15 protein-coding genes are annotated in these 19,408 nt (G+C 48.2%); 3 read left to right on the top strand and 12 right to left on the bottom strand.

The features are described 5' to 3' along the window. Nucleotides 1-8: 8 nt before the first annotated feature. The 6 genes from ACN6MW_RS24685 to ACN6MW_RS24660 all read right to left on the bottom strand — a co-directional run bounded on the left by ACN6MW_RS24685 (nucleotide 9) and on the right by ACN6MW_RS24660 (nucleotide 8,524). On the bottom strand, nucleotides 9-794 hold the full coding sequence (locus ACN6MW_RS24685; protein WP_419872512.1) for a Gfo/Idh/MocA family oxidoreductase: 786 nt from the start codon (nucleotides 792-794) through the stop codon (nucleotides 9-11). Next, on the bottom strand, nucleotides 770-1,066 hold the full coding sequence (locus ACN6MW_RS24680) for a Gfo/Idh/MocA family oxidoreductase (protein ID WP_419872511.1): 297 nt from the start codon (nucleotides 1,064-1,066) through the stop codon (nucleotides 770-772). The genes ACN6MW_RS24685 and ACN6MW_RS24680 overlap by 25 nt, the downstream gene beginning before the upstream one ends. Before the next feature lie 49 nt (nucleotides 1,067-1,115). Further along, nucleotides 1,116-1,373: a hypothetical protein gene (locus tag ACN6MW_RS24675; RefSeq protein WP_419872510.1), complete on the bottom strand. Its 258-nt coding sequence runs from the start codon at nucleotides 1,371-1,373 to the stop codon at nucleotides 1,116-1,118. 523 nt (nucleotides 1,374-1,896) lie between these two features. Continuing rightward, a complete protein-coding gene (locus ACN6MW_RS24670; protein WP_419872509.1) occupies nucleotides 1,897-2,880 on the bottom strand; it encodes a LacI family DNA-binding transcriptional regulator in 984 nt (327 codons plus the stop codon). A 78-nt stretch (nucleotides 2,881-2,958) separates the two neighbouring features. Next, nucleotides 2,959-6,351, bottom strand: a complete 3,393-nt coding sequence (locus ACN6MW_RS24665) for a GH36-type glycosyl hydrolase domain-containing protein (RefSeq protein WP_419872508.1) — start codon at nucleotides 6,349-6,351, stop codon at nucleotides 2,959-2,961. A gap of 16 nt (nucleotides 6,352-6,367) precedes the next feature. Next, nucleotides 6,368-8,524: a glycoside hydrolase family 3 N-terminal domain-containing protein gene (locus ACN6MW_RS24660; RefSeq protein ID WP_419872507.1), complete on the bottom strand. Its 2,157-nt coding sequence runs from the start codon at nucleotides 8,522-8,524 to the stop codon at nucleotides 6,368-6,370. A 531-nt stretch (nucleotides 8,525-9,055) separates the two neighbouring features. On the opposite strand from ACN6MW_RS24660, the gene ACN6MW_RS24655 reads away from it, so the two are divergent. The 3 genes from ACN6MW_RS24655 to ACN6MW_RS24645 all read left to right on the top strand — a co-directional run bounded on the left by ACN6MW_RS24655 (nucleotide 9,056) and on the right by ACN6MW_RS24645 (nucleotide 12,153). Beyond that, entirely contained in the window at nucleotides 9,056-10,300 is a 1,245-nt protein-coding gene (locus ACN6MW_RS24655) for a sugar ABC transporter substrate-binding protein (protein WP_419872506.1), read from the top strand. A gap of 97 nt (nucleotides 10,301-10,397) precedes the next feature. Beyond that, nucleotides 10,398-11,285 (top strand): carbohydrate ABC transporter permease, encoded by an 888-nt coding sequence (locus tag ACN6MW_RS24650; protein ID WP_419872505.1) that lies wholly within the window; start codon nucleotides 10,398-10,400, stop codon nucleotides 11,283-11,285. Nucleotides 11,286-11,304: 19 nt separating this feature from the next. After that, a complete protein-coding gene (locus ACN6MW_RS24645) occupies nucleotides 11,305-12,153 on the top strand; it encodes a carbohydrate ABC transporter permease (protein WP_419872504.1) in 849 nt (282 codons plus the stop codon). A 60-nt stretch (nucleotides 12,154-12,213) separates the two neighbouring features. Here ACN6MW_RS24645 and ACN6MW_RS24640 read toward each other — a convergent pair whose 3' ends face one another. The 6 genes from ACN6MW_RS24640 to ACN6MW_RS24615 all read right to left on the bottom strand — a co-directional run bounded on the left by ACN6MW_RS24640 (nucleotide 12,214) and on the right by ACN6MW_RS24615 (nucleotide 18,819). Beyond that, complete coding sequence (locus tag ACN6MW_RS24640; RefSeq protein WP_419872503.1) at nucleotides 12,214-12,978, bottom strand: sugar phosphate isomerase/epimerase family protein; 765 nt, start codon at nucleotides 12,976-12,978, stop codon at nucleotides 12,214-12,216. A gap of 15 nt (nucleotides 12,979-12,993) precedes the next feature. Continuing rightward, on the bottom strand, nucleotides 12,994-14,085 hold the full coding sequence (locus ACN6MW_RS24635; protein WP_419872502.1) for a Gfo/Idh/MocA family protein: 1,092 nt from the start codon (nucleotides 14,083-14,085) through the stop codon (nucleotides 12,994-12,996). 43 nt (nucleotides 14,086-14,128) lie between these two features. Beyond that, nucleotides 14,129-15,124 carry a LacI family DNA-binding transcriptional regulator gene (locus ACN6MW_RS24630; protein WP_419872501.1) on the bottom strand — a complete coding sequence of 332 codons (996 nt, stop codon included), beginning with the start codon at nucleotides 15,122-15,124 and terminating at the stop codon, nucleotides 14,129-14,131. A gap of 201 nt (nucleotides 15,125-15,325) precedes the next feature. After that, complete coding sequence (locus tag ACN6MW_RS24625) at nucleotides 15,326-16,888, bottom strand: DUF3502 domain-containing protein (protein ID WP_419872500.1); 1,563 nt, start codon at nucleotides 16,886-16,888, stop codon at nucleotides 15,326-15,328. Nucleotides 16,889-16,957: 69 nt separating this feature from the next. Continuing rightward, nucleotides 16,958-17,857: a carbohydrate ABC transporter permease gene (locus tag ACN6MW_RS24620; protein ID WP_419872499.1), complete on the bottom strand. Its 900-nt coding sequence runs from the start codon at nucleotides 17,855-17,857 to the stop codon at nucleotides 16,958-16,960. Between the two features lie 17 nt (nucleotides 17,858-17,874). After that, complete coding sequence (locus ACN6MW_RS24615; protein ID WP_419872498.1) at nucleotides 17,875-18,819, bottom strand: ABC transporter permease; 945 nt, start codon at nucleotides 18,817-18,819, stop codon at nucleotides 17,875-17,877. Between the last annotated feature and the right edge of the window lie 589 nt (nucleotides 18,820-19,408).

Below are 19,408 nucleotides of genomic sequence, written 5' to 3'. Positions count from 1 at the left end.
CCCTCTCGCTAATGTGTAACGGGTATCGATCTGCCTTCATTATGACTCTTTAACGCCAATTCCATTAACCAAACCGCCGTTCTTGCTTCTTCCGGCTTTACCTCGAGCTCCTCATTACCGGCAATATGTTCATATACATTCCGATAGAAATCCGCATAATTGCCAGAAAGAGTCTCAATTCTGCCTTCGATATGAAGCCAGCCTATGGAAGCGTTCAGCTTACCCCAGAATTCCTTTGCTTCTTTTCCCCAATCCCGTACGGAATCAGGAGTGCCGCCAGCAATCAGTGCCGGCTCCTGAGGGTCGCTCCCATATTTAATGAATGAACCTTTCGAGCCGTGCAGCATATATCCAGGACCCGGTTCCCGCTTAAAACGGGAAGATTTGAGAATGACCTTGAGATTATCATTATACCGCAATGTGATATCGAAAAAATCGGCAGCAAGCCCGTTCTCCCGCTGAATCTGGACATCTGCTTCAATACTATTCCGAATCCCGAATAAACATAAGGCCTGATCGATGAAATGAATACCAAGGTCATAAAAAACACCTGTTCCCGGCGCTGAGATTTCTCGCCAGTTCCCAGGTTTCATTACGGGATCAAAACCATCCCACCGGAATTCGCACTCCATCATTCGTCCAAGACTTCCATGGCGAAGCAGTTCTTTTATCGTTAAAAAATCCCCGTCCCACCGCCTAGTATGAAATACGCTAAGCATCTTCCGTTTTTTTCTCGCTAATGCAATAAGTTGATCTGCTTCCTCAGCAGTCATTGTAAAAGGCTTCTCGACCACAATATGTTTACCTGCAAGTAGGGCGTCCCGCGCAAATGTGAAATAATCCGTACTCGGGTAGCTACGACGACTAGATCAATTTCATTGTCGTTAAATAGCTCATTGACATCATCAACGACTTCAACCCAAGGATATCGCTCCTTGGATTGCTTGCTTTTGCGTTCCATGACCTTTGTTAACAATAAACTCGGAACGCAAGAGATAACCGGCGCATGAAAGGTCCGGCCTGCATAACCGTAGCCGATCAGACCGACACGAATTTCATTTGCCAATTAAATGACCCCCATCGATTTTAGATTATGATAGCTTGTCGCAATACAATCAAACGGCGGTATTCAGCTTTCGGAGCAGCACCTCGCTCTTCAGCCCGGCTTGCCGAATCCAACTGCTCACAAGCGTTGACTTGCCGAATCCGGGCGGCGCGACAACCGTTGTGAGACGAGCGTCCAGTGAACGTTCAAGTAGTTGATTCAGCCTGCTCCTCGTTATATGAGATGGGGTACTATCGGGCAAATAGAGCTTCGTTTTCAGCAGCCCTTTCACCTGATGAGGATCTGCCGCTTTATTGTAATCCGTCATATTCGTTCGCCTTTTCTCATTTTTTCCCATTTTATGATGTATTCACGAATAAGCTTCCCGATTCCTCCCTCTAAACGGTTGATTCATACAAAATTTCCATTCACGAAAGTCGATTCGGATTTCATGGAGCATAAATCTTTTTATCGGGTAAAAGAACGAGAAAAAGCCGGGCGACAATCAGGAGAAGTTCCTGAATATCACTCGGCCTTGGCTGGAACTCTATTTAATGTGTTGCTGGATGCACTAACGCTTCGCTTGAGACCTGGAAATCCTTGATTGTTCAACAGTTTTCACGAAGCACCCACCGCAGGATTTTATGTCCTGTGTGCCTGAAGTGACATCGTATCGTGTCCACAACGCGAGGCACAGGGAATTCTGTTGTCTTCTTCATGTCCCGCCCAGCTTTGCGCCTTCCAGCAGTTGACGGCGTGTCCATTCGTTGGCGACGATCGCATCGCCGTCCGCGGACAGCTGCTCGAAGAGCCGTCTCCTCAGCACGGCAAGCAGCTCCGCATGTTTGGTTTTATTTCGCCGTACTGACTGAATTACCTTTGATTAGCGTAACATATATCCGTTCATTTTCCACCGAATCGCCGCTTATAAGCTTGATCAGCTGCTCGGCAGCAAGCGCGCCCCATTTGCGCTTCGAATAATCAATCGTGGATAGGCGCGGCTGCGTATACGAAGCCAGCTCCATATTATCGAATCCGACGATATGAATTTGTTCCCCGATCCGAATGTTCGGATGGTTCCCCGCCAAATAATTAAACATGCCGATCGCCATCTCATCGTTGAAGCAAAACACAGAGGCGGAGACCAAATCTCCGTTGTTTTCTGCCATGATTCTCGCGGCTGCCCGCTCCCCCGCCGACTTATTGAAGTCGCCTTCGATTACGGTCAGCTTAACGCCAGCTGTCCGTTCTACCGCTTGCGTGACTGCCTGCAGCCGCTGCTTCGAATCATACGAGCCGCTAGGTCCCGTTACGACGTAAAGCGTTCGGTGACCTTGCTCGATAAGATATTCCGCCGCCAGCATAGCTCCCGCCTTGTTGTCTAGCAGCACCTGATTGATATTCGGATGCAAAAGCTCCCGATCCAGCACAACGAGCTTATGCCCGCGGTCTGCATAGCTCAGCAGCTCTTCGCTGCCGAATGTCTCGTCCAATATAATGGCTCCGTCGATCATCCGCTCAGGCAGCATACGATGGGACTGCTTACCGCTGCACACAATAAGGTCATAGCCCTTTTGCGTCAAAATCTCCTTCGTTCCTTGCAGGAGATCGCCATAGAACGCGCCGCTGAAGTCCGTAAGAAAGACACCGATAATTTTCGTTTCCCTCGTCTTGAGCGATCTTGCAGCAGCGTTCGGGACATAGTTCAATGCCTTGGCGATAGCAAGTATTCTTGCCGTCGTCTCATCTGTCACCTTAGGGCTGCCGTTAAGCGCGTAAGATACCGTCGAGATCGAGACCCCCGCTTGTTTAGCGATATCCTTAATACTAACCACAGCACTCGCTCCTATCTATCATTGTCCGTTCATTATAGCACAAAGACTGGCGGTTCTTGGATACCGCCAGTCTGCATGTTACATAAAAATTTCTATCCGGTTGGATACCGTATTCAGGTTTGCTTTCAATTGCTCGCCTGGCAATTGCATACCGCCTGTACGATAGCGGTTAGCCGACGGTATTAGCGGCATTTCATTGCCGTTAACCGTTACTTTTGTTATCTGTTTTGCATCGCTGATGCGATAGGCAAAGGTAACCGGCAGGCCGTTCCACATGAATTCGAATTGCATGCCGTCAAGCTTGGCAGGCAGAATCGGATCGATGACCATCTCGCCCTCAGATTGACGAATGCCGAGTGCATTCGAAATCAATTGGTTCATATAGATGCCGGGGCCGCTTGAATAAATCCGCCAGCCGCCCTTAACCGGCACCGTGCCTTCCCGAAGCTCGCCGAAGCGCTCCTGCGCCTCATAACGGTTATTGAACTTACCGTCAGAGCTGCTGAAATACGAGTTGCTTTGGCGCAGCTCTGCATTTGGCACGACGTTGCGCAGTCCGACTGGATTAATCATGAGCAGGCTTTGCCACACTTCATCGGTCTTGCCCAGCTTCGCCATTGCCTCTACATAGCGGATATGAGCATGCACGTATTGCAAGCCAACCTCACGGCCGAAGTTCGCAGCCTGCTCTGCCCGCTTGAAGTTCGTGCTTACGCCGCCTGCATACTGCGCAGGGCGATCCATGAGCCGCACGCCATCCGGGCAGTACAGCTGCTCTTTAATAATGCGGTAATGCTCCGCCGCTTGCTCCTCCGTCAGCAGCTCGCTGATCATGCTGCGCGTCATTGGGAGCAGTCGGTATTGAATGCCTGTAGTCGTATCCGTAGGGTGAAGCATCAGCTTCGCATCGCCCGGCTCCTCCATATAGACGAAGCCCGGAATAACTTCTTGCTGAAGCATATATCGGTTGAAATCTTCTTTGATCGCGGATGCCAGCTCCGTAAGCTCAGCTGCCTGCACCGCATCTACGGACTCCATCACCCGTCCAAACTGCGCAATAACCTGATATGTCAGCGCTACGGTCCAGCTGCTGATCATATACTGCTTCAACTGCGCATTTGCCGGTTGAAGCGTATCATCCCAATCGCCGTCGCCATACGAAGACAAATGCGTGTCATGCAGGAAGTGATCCTTCATATAAGCAATTTCCTTCAGCGCATGCTCAAGCAGCGTTGCCGATTCCGCCGTAAATTCACCCTTGTGGCGTACCGTATAAGGAACGCGTTCCTGCAAAATGCTGTAATCCTTCGTCGCAGCGAGATAATCGCCCAGCACCTTCAGCGGCCAGACAATAATATCGCCATGGCTCTCCTCCTGCTGAATGCGGAAGTACCGGTCGAACATGAACCATTGCGGCCAGTTGCCGTCATCCTCGTATTGATGCGAATAAACCGTCTTAAGAATTTCCGCAACCTGCTCGTATTTGCGCATCGCCATGAAATATTCCGTCGGCCCTTGGCAGACGTCGCGCGTTCCCCACGCTGCGCCGCCGTATTGTTCCAAGCCATGCGGAACGGAATAATGGACGAGCATATTGTGCGTGTACCACCATGCCAATGCGTTCACTTTGTCCAGCTCAGCCGCAGCATCAGCCGTTCCTTCCCCGGATAAGCGGAAGCCGTTCATCACATTCCGGAAAAACTCACGGTAGCGCTCGATCTCCTGCTCCGCTTTCCGTTCTGCGAGCGGCAGATTCTCACCGCGCAAGAGTCCTTGCATGGTGATTGTCCACTCTGCGCTCGCGCCAAGCGAAAGAACCACTAACGACGCTGCCCCAGGCTTAACGCCGCTGATAAGCAAACCTTCATCGCCTGCTGTCATGTCCGCTCCGTCAACAGTCATCCGGTATTGCAGATCAGGGAAGACGGAAGTGCTAATCGATTCACGGTCTGCTTTAAACGTAAGCACACTATCCGTTTGCTCCATATGGAATGGAAGCTCATATTCATTGTTATTCATCGACACTTGGTTCGTAACGAGGAAGCGATAAGCCTTCCCTTTAACCGAACGCAAGTGGAGACGCACTTCAGGCGTATCGACTGTCGTAAAATTCGTGATCATAAGCGTATCATCTGCCATTTTGTAATACCAACGGGCATAGTTGAACCCCATCTCAAACATCGAAGGCATCGTGAGCAGGCGGTACGTCCCTTCAAGCTCTACATAGATGCGCTGACCCGATGTCTTGAGCGTATTCAGAGCGCTGCGGGCATTTGTAAGCATCTTATGAAAATTTGTATTGCCTGTCAGCAGCTGCGAGTTGAAAATGCCGTACATATATGAAGTTGTCGTCATTACGTTCTCAGTCATCTTGTCGTTGCCGCCGGACATCAGAATATGACCATGCGGACGCTCAACAACCAGCTCCTTCTCCTTCAGCACAACATGCTCATGGCTGTCAGTGAAGAAAGAAAGCAGCTTGCCATCCTGCCACTCTTCTTGATGACGGAGAGGGAAATAGGCGTCAATCTCCGCTGTAGTCATCGATGCCGTACGTAACGGTGAACCGATGGATGCTGCGAACTCAACTTTAACTGCAGGCTCAGAATCAACTGCAAGATCAGCTTCTTTGGTGCGTTCAACCTCTTCCCAAGCGCTCTGAACTTCCCCGCCGAATGCCAACGAATCGACAGCAGAAGGGTGATTCGCCTTGAACAAGCCGTAAAATACGAAGCGCGCTTCCCCCTTAAGCTGGGTAAGTTCCGATTGCAGCGCTGCATATCCGAATTCGTATTGGTATACTTCATTCGCCAGCTTAGGCTTGCCAAGCGCTTCAGGCACATCCGTTTCCTTATAGCTGAGGCCGAAGAATTGGAACCCGTCCGTCGAATAGCCAGCCGCTCCCGTAATCGAGCCATGCTGCATATAAGGAAAGGCGCCGCCTTGCATCGGCTGATTCTGACGGAAGCACAGCACGTAGCCTTGTTCCTCGTCTTTAAACGCCCTGTGATCGACATACTGCGACATATAAGCCTCGTTTGTCCGTACCGCGCCGATATCGGCGAGTCCGATGTCCTGACCATAAATGATGTCGATCATCGCTTCGCTTCCTTGCGAATCAACCGTTACATCCCAGAACCAGATGCCATGCTTTGTCGCGGTGAAAACAATCCGGTAGGAGATGGCGCCGAACGCGGTCCCCTCCCATAGCAGGCGTCCGCCAGCAGCCGACATGCGGCTCGTTGAACGAATGCCAAGCAGCGGCTCGTAAGCAATGCCTTCTGCGCTGTGCATGCGCAAATAAATGTTATTAAGCGAACCGTCAACAGAACTCGACACCACTTGATTCAGCATCGTTCCTTGATGAACGGCTCTCGAAAGATCCCCGCTGTTTAGAAAATCAAACGTCAGGTCTCCCGCTTTTATCTGTACCAAATCCATCGCCTTAAGCGTAGCGATTACAGCTTCCATGCTTCCCACTGCCTTTCTACTTGCTTAGTTTGAATTTAAGCGCCGTTACATCCCGGCTATTAGGACCGATATAAAGTTCAAAGTCGCCAGGATCGCTGGCAAAGGTAAGATCAGCATGATAATAGCGCAGCTGTTTCTCCTCCAGAGTGAAGGAGACTTCTTTGCTCTCGCCCGGCAGCAGCATAACCTTGCGGAATGCTTTCAGCTCCCGCAGCGGACGAACGACATCGCCCGCCATGTCCCGCACGTACAGCTGCACAGTATCCTCGCCAGCGCGAGCCCCCGTGTTCGTCACGGTTATTTTTACATGCAATGGTTCCGAGGCACTCATCGTACCCGCTGCCATCACCGCTTCGCTGTATTCAAAGGTTGTATACCCAAGCCCATAGCCAAACGGCAGCAGCGGCTCATTCGGTATATCCAAATATTGCGATACGTACCTCACCTGCGCATCCGGTGCACCCTGCGGTCGGCCGGTATTGAACCGGTTATAATAGACCGGCACTTGGCCGACGGAATAAGGAAATGACATCGTCAGCCTTCCGGTTGGCTCCGATTCACCGAACAGTAGCGCAGCAATAGCTGCTCCTCCCTCTGTACCTGGGAACCAAGCTTCCAGCACCGCGTCTGCTTGGTCGATAACGCCGTGCAGATCAAGCGGTCGCCCGTTAAATAAGACTGCGACCATCGGCTTGCCGAGCTGCTTCAGCTTGGCAACCAGCTCCAGTTGCACCTTCGGCAGCTGGATATTGGACCTGCTTCCCGCTTCCCCGCTCATATCGGAATGCTCACCAAGCGCAAGCACAAGGACATCCGCATGGCTCGCCGCTGCAAGCGCCGCTTGCCACTGCTCATCTGTCGCCGTTTCGATGCCGCAGCCTTCCGTCACAGACAGCAGCGACGCATCAATCTTGCTTCCGATACCAGCTGCCAGCTGAATAGCCTCGTCCTTGGAGCCAAGCCAAGACCATGGACCAAGAATATCGCCGTTAGCCGCAAACGGACCGATTAATGCGATTTTCTGATCGCGTCCAAGCGGGAGAACAGCATTATTTTTCAAGAGAACACATGATTTAAGCGCCAGCTCTTGCGAAGCCTTCAGGTGGGCTGCAGAGCCCACGATTTCCTGCTCAAGCTCCGCATTTGCGCCGCGGTATGGCTGTTCGAATAATCCAAGCTTTTGTTTAAGCTCCAGAATACGCAGCACAGCTTCATCGATCAGCGCTTCGTCCATTTCGTTCGACTCCACAAGGTGCTGTAGATGTTCGGCGTAACATGTCGTCATCATCTCGATATCTACGCCCGCCCTGAGCGCTTTCATCGCCGCTTCCGCCTCATCTGCCGCAACGCCATGCGGGATCAGCTCTTTGACCGCGCCCCAATCGGAGATCATGACGCCGTCAAATGCCCATTCGCCGCGAAGCAGATCACGCATGAGCCACTTGTTGCCAGTAGCCGGTATGCCGTCTACCGTATTGAATGCGGTCATAACCATTTCGCAGCCTTCATCCAGCGCCGCTTTATAGGAAGGCAAATAAAACTCGCGAAGCTGACGCTCGGATAGATCGACCGTGTTATAGTCGCGTCCGCCCTCCGCAGCTCCATATGCAGCAAAGTGCTTCACGCAGGCAGCGACGCGGCTGACATCATTCGCAAGATCTTTCCCTTGGAAGCCTCTTACGAATGCTCTCGCAAACTCGCTGTTCAAATAAGGATCCTCACCGGTTGATTCCATCACTCTGCCCCATCTTGGGTCGCGCACGAGATCGACCATCGGAGCGAAAGTGACATGAACCCCGGCTGCCGCCGCTTCCTTGGCAGCAATCTCCGCGCTCTGCTCAGCCAGCTCCAAATCCCACGAGCAGCCGATCGCCAGCGGAACGGGGAAGATCGTTTTGTACCCGTGGACGATATCCGCCATAACGAGCAGAGGTATTCCTAGACGATTGGACGCCAAATGCTGCTTCTGGACGTTAATGACATCATCTGCCCCTGTTAAGCCGAGCACCGAACCCGTATTGAGTACCGTATCCTCCGTTATGCCCATCTCTGCCATCGGTCCAGTTATTTGTCCATCCGCACCTTGAAAGAAAGGCGCCGCCAGCTGCAGCAGCTGTCCAACCTTCTCCTCAAGCGTCATGAGCTTTAGAAGATCCGCAGGTTGCTTCACCATATCCGTGTTCCTCCCTCGTTGTATCCATCGTAGCTATCATTCTAATCATTAATGTTTGCAGGCCTGTTCATCTTTACAAAAAAACGATGGTTATTACCTCATGTTTTATACAATCGAAACGTTTCTATTGATGCCTAATTTGGATTATAAACAATTAAAAATGAGTCGTCAATGACTGTTTTAGATAGAAAAAAGCATTATTTTTACCATTAATATCCTATTTTCGTTTAAAAAAAGGGCTTGAATACGATTACAGATTGATCTATAATGAGGTCGAAACGTTTCGAAACACAATTACAGTCTGGTTGAAAGTGAAAAATGGGGAATGGTTTTTGCTCATCGAAACGTTTCACCACATAAAAAGAAATTCTAAATATATGTGGCGAACGTTTTTGCTTCATAAGGTGTGTTAGCGGCATACTGCTTGTCCTGTTCAGCATTAGGGTTGAAACGACATCCGCCTTCGTGCATAACTTGCACATATTCACTGCATAGTACTTACTAGAATCATTTACTCGGGAGGAATAATTTATGTTTAAAAAATCGGTAGCAACCGTACTGGCCAGCTCAATGCTGCTTATCGGAGCACTCACTGCATGCGGAGGCAACGGCAACGACAAAGCCGCTGACAGCAAAGTAACGATCAACGTATGGGGCATGGGTGAAGAAGCAAAAGCTTTGCCGAAAATTGCCGAGCAATTCGAAAGTGAGAATCCTAACATTAAAGTCAATGTACAGGCGCTTCCTTGGGATACGGCGCATGATAAGCTGTTGACGGCTGTCGCTTCCAAGAAAGGACCGGACGTGCTTCAGATGGGTACGACTTGGATACCTGAATTTGGCTCTGCCAAGGCGCTTTTGGACCTGACTCCATACGTCGAGCAATATCCGGAGCTGGCTGAAGAGAATTTCTTTCCCGGATCGATCTCAACGACCAAATACGAAAATGCTACGGTCGGCGTGCCTTGGTATATCGACACTCGCGTGCTTTACTACCGTACAGACCTGCTGAAGGAAGCCGGCTATGATCAAGCGCCGCAAACATGGGACGAGCTGAAGGATGCAGCAACCAAGCTTAAAGCTCGCGGCAAAAACAAGTACGGCATCAGCCTTGATGTAAATGAACAATCGCTTCTATTCATGTTTGCGCGTCAAAACGGCTCGAAGCTTATCGAGAACAATAAGCCGTTATTCAACCAACCGGAGTTTGTTGAAGCGGTCAACTACTTGAACAGCTTCTTCAAAGACGGCTCTGCGCCGATTGATCTTGGCATGGACATCATTCCTGCGTTCAAGGGCGATGGCATTCTGCCAATGTTCATAAGCGGCCCATGGATGATTAAACTGATCAATGACCAAGCACCTGAGCTTAAAGGCAAATGGGCTACAGCCGTTCTTCCTAAGAAAGAGAACAACTTATCTTCCCTGGGCGGCTCAAACTTGTCTGTCTTCCAATATACAGAGCACAAAGAGGAAGCTTTGAAATTTCTGGCTTACATGAGCAAGCCTGAAACGCAATTAAAATGGCTTGAGCTGTCGAACTCCCTTCCTTCCACGAAAAAAGCATGGGAAGACGAAGCTTTGACGACCGACCCTAACTTGAAAGTCATTGGCGAGCAAATGAATAACTCGGAGCCAATGCCTGTTATTAAGCCGTGGGAAGAAATTGCCCAAAGCGTTCTTACCACATTCGAGAAAATTTATCGAGGCAACGCAGACGTACAGAAGGAACTGGACAGCTTCAACGCTAAATCAGAGCAAATTTTGAATAAATAATGATCGCTGGTGTCGGCAGCGCTCCTGAAACGGAGCCGCTGCCGGTTCCATTAGGAATAGATGAAGCCAGGCGCTCATAGCAAAGGAAGGGTCGTATATGAAAGGAATCTCCCAGAGCAAGGCACCCTATTTTTTTATCGCACCAACGCTTATTTTACTTACCTTATTCTCATTGTTGCCGATCCTCGTAGCCTTGATAATAAGCTTTACGAATATGGACTTGGCGGGCCTCGCTGACTGGTCCAATATTTCTTTCGTCGGATTCAAGAACTATGTAGATGTGCTGGCCGATCCTGTTTTTGTGAAAGCCATATTGAATACGTTGTTTTACGTTATTATCGGCGTTCCCCTCGTCATCTTATGCTCGCTCGCTATAGCGATCATGATTAATTTCGGCGCAAATCGTGCGTTCAAAGCTTTCCGTGTGATTTATTACATGCCTTCGGTTACGAACGTTGTTGCCGTTGCGGTCGTATGGGGTTTTCTCTACAACCCTGCATTTGGTTTGCTTAACTTTGCACTCGATTCCATCCATCTGCCTACCGTCCCTTGGCTTCAAGATCCGATCATGGCCAAGATATCGCTTATTCTGATGGCGGTATGGAGAGGGATCGGTCTAAATATGATCATCTTTATCGCTGCTCTTCAAGGCATTCCGAAATCTTACTACGAGGCAGCCCAGCTCGATGGCGCAAGCACATGGAAGCAGCTTATCCATATTACAATTCCGATGCTTCGCTTCGCGATCTTCTTCGTATCGATCACGACAATGATCGGCTGGCTGCAATTTTTCGAGGAGCCATTCATTATGACAAACGGCGGCCCGCTCGACAGCACGACCTCCGTAGCGTTGTTCATTTACCGCAACGGATTCCAGCTCAGCAACTTCGGATATGCGGCAGCGGGATCGTTCGTCCTGTTTATCGCAATCATTATTATTACGCTGGTTCAATTCAGATTTCAGAACAAAGAAACGGATCTATAATCTAACGGAGGTGTAATGGATGAGTTCGCAAACTAAAGCGTCAAGCGCCTCAAACGGCGAAAAAGCGCTCAAGTGGATACTGGGCATATGCCTCGCGGTCGGCGGGGTATTGGTCATCCTTCCTTTCGTATGGATGATCCTTTCTGCCTTCAAGCCGGAGGGCGAGATTCAAAATATCCCGCCTACCTTGCTGCCGGAGCGATTCACGACAGAAAACTTTAAAAACTTGTTCGAGAATATGAACTTTGGCGTCTATTTAAAAAATACGCTCATTATCGTCATCTTCTCCTTTATCGGCTTATTCATGAATGCGATGGCCGGATTCGGTTTTGCGAAATATAAATTCAAAGGCAGCAATAACTTGTTTTATATCGTGCTCGCTACGATGATGATTCCGGGTCAGGTTACAATGATTCCGGTCTACTTGATCCTGAATGAGATGCACCTAACGAATACGATGATCGGCGTCGTGCTGCCTGGCCTTGTCGGAGCTTTCGGCATATTCCTGTTCCGTCAGTTTATGTCCACCATTCCGGATGAGCTGCTTGAAGCGACCCGTCTTGACGGGGCGAGTGAATTCCGTACCTTCCTGCAGATCGTGCTTCCGATCTCGAAGCCGATTCTCGCGGTACAAGGCATTCTCGCCTTTATCGGCGGGTGGAACAGCTTCCTATGGCCGCTCATTATCGCCAATGATGAGAAGCTTTACACCCTGTCCGTCGGCTTGTCGCTGCTGAAAGGGCAATACGGCGGCAACTATGCGCTTCAAATGGCAGGCTCTACGTTTATGGTCGTGCCGATTATCATTATATTCATCTTCTTCCAGAAGCATATTATCGAGAATTATGCCATTTCAGGCATTAAGTAATCGGCAGGGGCTGTCCTACAAGGTCTTTATTGACCTTTGCAGGCAGCCCTTTTTTCCAAATTAAAGCAAGCCCTTCTCTTTCAAATTCAGATAGCTGACAGTCGCAGTCTCGATACCCGTAAGATTGCGAAGCTGATCCTGCTCGACAGTCATCCATTCCACTCCGATTTCCTTTGCCGCATCAATGGATTCCTTAATTTTCACTACACCCGTTCCTACCGCAGTCCACTTTCCGATCTCGTCAGTGCCGTAAATGTCCTTCAAATGGATAGCCGGTACACGGCCCGCCATCTTGTGAAGGATATGTGCCGGATCGGCGCCGCCAATCGTAATCCAGGCGACATCCAGACGGAAATAGAGATTTTGGGAATCCGTGTGCTCTGCTAAAATATCCAAGGAGTAAACGCCGTTGAATGTTCTTTGGAATTCATGGGCATGGTTGTGATAGCAAAATCTCAGCCCCTCAGCTGCAAAACGAGCACCTGCTGCATTGTACAATTCAGCATCGCGAAGCAGCTGCTCCCTCGTATCTACAACATCCCACCAGAAGGTGACATCCTTCGTTTGTAATGCGTGAGCCTCATTAATTACTTTATCGAGTTCCTTCTCGTCGCGCAGCTGTTCCTTGTTGACGCTGTGCGTCGCAACTTGGAGACCCAATCCATGGAACCGCGCTACATTAGCCTTTACATCTCCTTTGAGCAGCTCGGCTCCGCCTTCGATCCCGTCATATCCGATCTCAGCCACGCGCTGCATGGTCCCCCAGAAGTCCTGCTTCGCTTCTTCGTTAACGATTCCGATTAATGCAAGTCTAGGTCTCGACATTGTTAGGTTCGCTCCTTATTTCGTAAATTGGCCGTCCGCAAGCATAGTGATAAATGGGCTGTCTGTTACGCCGGTAAGCGGCAGCTCCACGCGCGCATTACGGCGAACCGACTCATACACGGCAAATATTATTTCAGAGGCGCGAAGTGCCTTTTGATGCGATACTTCAGGTTCTTCGCCTGTCTCTAAACAATCGATCGCATGTTGGACATAGCCCTTCATCTGATCGGACATCGTGGATAATTCCATCTCAGGCTTCCAAGAGGGATCCCCGTAGTTGACCCCCCTGACCATTTGCCCGTCCCACATGACTTCGATAAAACCTTCGGTGCCGATCACTCGTACCCCGGCCCAGATCTTCGTCATATCCTCAGTCGGTTCCCATGTATCGATGGAGCCGGAATAGAGATTGGCTTGTACACCGTTTGCGAATACGATCTGTCCTGACGCCCCGCATTCTGAAGGTACGTTGAACCAGTTAAATATTTCGGTGGTATCGACTGCTCCAAGCACCCATTTGGCTGAGGTTTCATCAAGATAGCTTATTGCCTGGTCAAACGTGTGGATTCCGCAATCCAGCAAATTTGGCGGGGAATAGAGATCCATTCGAAGCACTTCTCCGATTTTCCCTTCCTTTATTAGGCGCCGCACGGTTTGATTCCCCTTTGCAAAACGGCGTTGAAGAGAAAATGTCAGCTGACATCCCGTCGCTTCGGCGATCCTGCCCATCTCTTGGCATTCACCCCAGGTCGCCGACATCGGTTTCTCACATAGTACGGCTTTGACGCCGGCTTCCGCACAATCACGAAATACCGCTAAATGCAGAGGAGTCCAAAGACAGATTAGAACGATGTCAGGCTTCTCCTTCGCAAGCATTTCCTTGTGGTCCGTATAGATCTTAGCTTGAAATCCAAATTCGGCATTCAGCGTTTCAGCCGATGCAGTTGAGATATCGGATAATCCGACAACCTCACACCTGCTGTCGGCTTGTACGCCGGTCGCATGTTCATGCGCACGTCTGCCACAGCCGATAAAAGCTGCTCGATAGGAAGGTTTGTTCACTTCGAAATCCTCTCCTTCAATCTTTTTCGTATCGTTTGAATGCATCGATTCTTCCTATATCCTTTTGAGACAGCCATTTACATTATTCTTATTCGTCTCTTTTTTGAACAGAATCGCGAATCACCAATTGTGTTGGGAATTTATAAAACTGATCAACCTCTTTACCTTCAAGAACCTGAAATAACACATGGGCGGCCAATGCACCGCGTTCGTATTTTGGCTGCATAACAGTCGTGAGAGAAGGCCGGACATACTGCGCCAATTCAATATCGTCAAAACCAATGACCGAGACATCGGACGGCACTTTGATGCCATGCTCCTTGAACGCTTTCATTCCGCCGATTGCCATTTCGTCGTTCGCATACATAATGCCGGTTGGCAGTTTTCCTTGCGCGATAAGCATTTTGGTCATACTATAGCCGTTATCCCGGTTAAAGACCCCAAATTGGTGCAGTTGTCCATTCCAGTCCAATCCATGCTTACGCAATGCGCTTTCATATCCGTTAACCCGCATCGTATGAAGACGGTCTAACGCTTTTCCGCCTATGTAAGCAATATCCCGATGTCCTTGTTCAATTAAATATTCCGCAGCCATGCTGCAGCCGTCTTCGTTATCGACTTCAATGCTGACAACATATTCGTTATCTACTCTCCGATCAAGCAGAACGATTGGAAACTCTTTTCGGGCTGATTGCATAATGATGTCTTCGCTAATATTGTAGGCCAATACAATCGCGCCATCGACTCGCTTCTCCATCAAAAACTTTACTGCGGTGGACGATCCCTCTCCCATCGAGCTGCAAGCCAGCAAGTCATAACCTTTGGACAGGGTAACTTCCTGAATGCCTTTCACCAACTCCGAATAATGCGGGCCTGCCAAGTCCGTCACGATAAGCGCGATCGTACGCGTACTGTTTCTTTTCAAATCGGAAGCGATTCCATTTTTCTGATAATTTAATTCACGAGCGGCTTCTAAAATTTTTTGTTTCGTAGGTTTGCTTACTTTGGTGTTATTATTCAAGGCGTACGAGACCGTCGATATCGATACACCTGCCATTTTAGCGACATCTTTAATCGTAGCCATCTCTGTCATGTCTCCCCACACTTCAGAATCAGGGAAATCCCTCGTCCGAAACTAAAGTTTTACTTAATTAACGTAAACGGCTGTTGCCGTAATCCTGTCGAAATGCTATACCCAAACAAGTATGAAACTTATAGATTCTTAGCATTCATAGATAAGGGAGCTATGAACATAGCTCCCTTACGGTTTCTCAGTATACGTACGTCATTTAGTAGATTCAAAATCGGCAAGCTGTGCTTGAACTTCAGCAATGACCTTGTCAATTCCAGCTGCCTGCAGCTGTTTTCTGTAATCAGCGACCGCTTCTTTCGGATCTTTACTTGTTTTTCCGAGCATAAGCTGCATGCCCAGTTGTGAATTCACGTTAGAAATAGCTGCAATCTCCGTCGTCACTTTCGATGAATCGAAGCTGAATCCCATGTACGGATCGTTGATGGAGAAGGTATCCCATTCTGCGTACAAGGTTTCGCGAACCGGGTTTTCCGTATCCATGCGCAAATTATATTTATCATTCCGTAAGGACCATACTGCAAAACCTCCGCCGTCGACTTTATCGTCAAAACCGGCCGGCGTTTTCTTAACGCCGTCTTCAATGATGTACTGACGGCCTTCGATGCCATACTGAATCAAATTGTAATATTCCGGATCGGTCATGAACTTTTCAATTGCCATCAGTGCGCGTTCCGGATTTTCAGAATTCGAGCTGATCACAGTGGAGTTCTCTACGCCCATTTTCCGTTTAATCTTCTTGCCTGCTTCAGCGAACGTATAGAAATAAGGATCCGATTCCGGCTGAGCTTTCATGTCCGATCCATACTTGCCAATCCAGTCCTGTGCATGAGTAAGGTAACCCGCTGAGTTAGCCGCTCTAAAATTAGTTCCGGCATCGACTTGCGAGGACAGGATGTCCTTCGGCCAGTAACCTTTATCCGACCACTCGCGCATTTTCACAGCCCAATCTTCAAATTCTTGGGTGAAGGCCGGGTGGAATACGGTTTTATAATCTTCTGGGCTTTTTGTAACGAGATTAAGCTCCGTTAAAGATATGCCAGGCGCGTTCTGCCACTCATCCGTTGTATCGACCAGCATTCTATACATGTTGAAGGCGTCGTTAGCATTGCCGTTGATTGGCGGATAGGACTCGTTCGCTAGTACATTGTCCATGTATTTCTCCATGTCCTCAATGGTGCTGATTTTCTCCATGCCATATTTCTTCAGCAGATCGGAGCGGTATCCAAAACCAGCAGGTGTGTATTCGCTGTACAAAGAAGGCACGCCGTAGATTTTGCCGTCGAACTTCGAGCCTGCCCAGGTTTCATCAGGGATCGCTGCCTTCAGAGTGGGAGCAACCTTATCAAGCATGTCCGTGATATCTACAAGCGCATCCTGTCCGGCCAGCGTATAATAGGAAACTGCGGCACCAGGTGACGCGTGAGCCATATCAAACTTCTCGCCAGAGGCGAACAGCAATGGATATTTCGTCGCAATATCCGGCCAGTCAATATACTTGACCTCCAATGTCGCATTGATATCGCGTTTAAGCAATTTGTTGATCTCTGCCAGAATGTCCTTATTGGCAATGCCTTCAGAACCCCATAAATAATAAACCAGCTTAACCTCTTTGGAAGTGTCTACACCGCTGGAGTTCGTAGAAGCTGCCGGCTCTGTGGATGGCGTATTCTCTTCATTTGAAGATGTGCAGCCAGAAAGTAGGCTCGTCAGCATAACAAAAGCCAGTAGCAAAATCGAAAACGTTTTACTTTTCATTGTATTGCCTCCCTTTTTTAGTTACGATTTTTCTTCTATAATAGATACTCCTTTAGTAAGGGGCATTTATTAACCTTTAACCGCACCAATCGTAAGTCCCGATACAAAATAGCGCTGTGCAAACGGATATAACAGGATGATTGGGCCCGTAGCCAGTACAGCAGTAGCCATCTTAATAGATTGTGTCGGCAACTCCGCCGTATTGATGACCACGCCCTGATTAATAAGGGCTTGGATATTGGTCTGGTTGATCATGCGCTGCAAAAAGTATTGCAAAGGGAATTTGTCAGGCGACTGGATGTATAGCATGCCGTTATACCATTCGTTCCAAAAACCAAGCGCCGCAAAAAGACCAACGGTAGCAAGTGACGGAATCGCCAGAGGGATAAAAATTTGCCAATAGATACGGAAATCGCCAGCACCGTCAATCGTAGCCGACTCATACAAGGAATCGGGAATCGCTTTCATGAAATTCCGCATAAGGAAAATCGACCATGCTCCTACTACACCGGGCAAAATCATAGCGAACAAGCTATCCTTTAGATGCAAATATTTGACCATCAGGATATAACTTGGAATTAATCCCCCGGCAAAAAGCGTCGTAAAGTAGATCATAAAGGAGAAGAAATTACGATACTTAAAATCCTTCCGGTTAAGAACAAAACCTGCCATCGACATCATGAACAATCCTAAGGCGGTGCCGACAACCGTAATGAAAATCGTTACGCCATAAGCTTTCGATAACGCAGTTGAGTTGTTGATCAGCATGCTGTAAGCCTTGATGGAAAGCTCGCTCGGGATCAGCTTGTATCCTTCGTGAATGATTTCCTGCTCATTCATCAAGGAGGAGGAGATCATCAGCACAAAAGGGAACAGACAAGCCAAGGCGAAGCAGCCGATGCACAAATAGCTGATTACTTTTATGAATATACTGCCGTAATCTTCTTTTTCTTTCTTTTTATTCCCCATATTATCCACCTCCCATTTTAAAATAAGGCGCTGTCCGGTTCGATTTTACGAACGATCAGATTAACCGTTAACACGAGGATTAAGCCGAATAAGGATTGATAGAAGCCTACTGCTGCGCCCATGGAGAAGTTGAACTGCCCAACCAGACTGCGGAAGACATACGTATCAATGATGTCCGTTTGCGGATAGAGCACCGAGTTTGTGCCAATCAGATTATAGAACAGGTCGAATGAGCCCTTGAGAATTCCGCCAAGACCAAACAGCAGCAGTAAGATAAACGTTGGCTTTAGCATAGGTAAGGTCATGTAGCGAATTCTTTGCCATCTGCTGGCCCCATCCATATAAGCTGCTTCATAAAGCTCATTGCTAATGCCTGTAATCGTCGCTAGGTAGACGATCATGCCATAGCCGGTTGCGCTCCATATTTTAAAAGCCACGATGATGTATTTCCAAATATCAGGATCGGAATAAAATTCGTAGCGCTCCAGGCCTAATGAGGTAATCATCGTGTTAATAAAGCCTGAATTAAAATTGAACATATTGTAGGCAAACACGCCGACAATAACCATGGAAATGAAATGCGGCAGCAAAAGCACGGATTGAGAAATCTTTTTGAACCACCTGCCGGAAATTTCGGAAAGCATAATCGCAAAAACAATTTGAATAATGTTCCCCAGAGCGAGAAAAGCAAAATTGTAAAGCAGCGTATTTTTGGTAATGTTCCAAAGATCCCCGGTTTTAACTAAAAATTCGAAATTTTCTAAACCTAGAAATTTACTTCCGAAAATGCCTTTGCTGATATTGAAATCAACAAACGCCACGTATGCCCCTGGCATGACTAAATAGTGAAAGATAATAAAATATAAGATGACGGGTGAAAGCATAAAAAACAGAACCTTGTTCTTTAAAATCTCCCGCAGCATATTTCCACCATGAAGCTTAAGTCTTGTTATGACATACATTTAGCCCAACTCCTGTTATGGTTCTTCTTATAAAACGTTAATTTGAATGCGCTTACATTCCAATCGGAACATAACCTCCCTACATTGATGAGATTTACAACGCCTTTCTTTGAAACGTTTCGATTTAGTAGCGAATATTATGATTGTTCTTCGAGGAATACAGTGGATATGAGCGTAATTCACCACTTTATCCTAGTAATAGCACTTTCAATTCCATTTTCGTTTATCGAAACGTTTTTCTTAAACCAAATATTACAACATGGTCGCGTCGAAATCAATCCTTTTTTTTCGGAATGTATCCGTTTACAATTCCCGCCTGATCGAAAGCATGGTCAACATGAGGCGACCATTCACCGTATGCGAGACCTGGAAGAGTGATCTCTTCCAATTTTCATCAGAAATAGCTGCCGTTATCTCGAAACGTTTCGAGATAATCTAGTAAAATCGATGGAGGCGCTGGGCGCTGTTACCCATCCAACTCTGTAAACCAAAAAACAGATGCCTGCGTTCAGGCATCTGTTTCTGTTTTATACTATTCATTACCGCTCGCATATTAACTTCCATTGCTCTCTACAGAGACGAAATAGGC

It is taken from the genome of Pristimantibacillus sp. PTI5 (assembly GCF_048572955.1).
GTDB lineage: Bacteria > Bacillota > Bacilli > Paenibacillales > Paenibacillaceae > Pristimantibacillus.
This window is presented reverse-complemented; position numbering and strand designations above follow the sequence as displayed.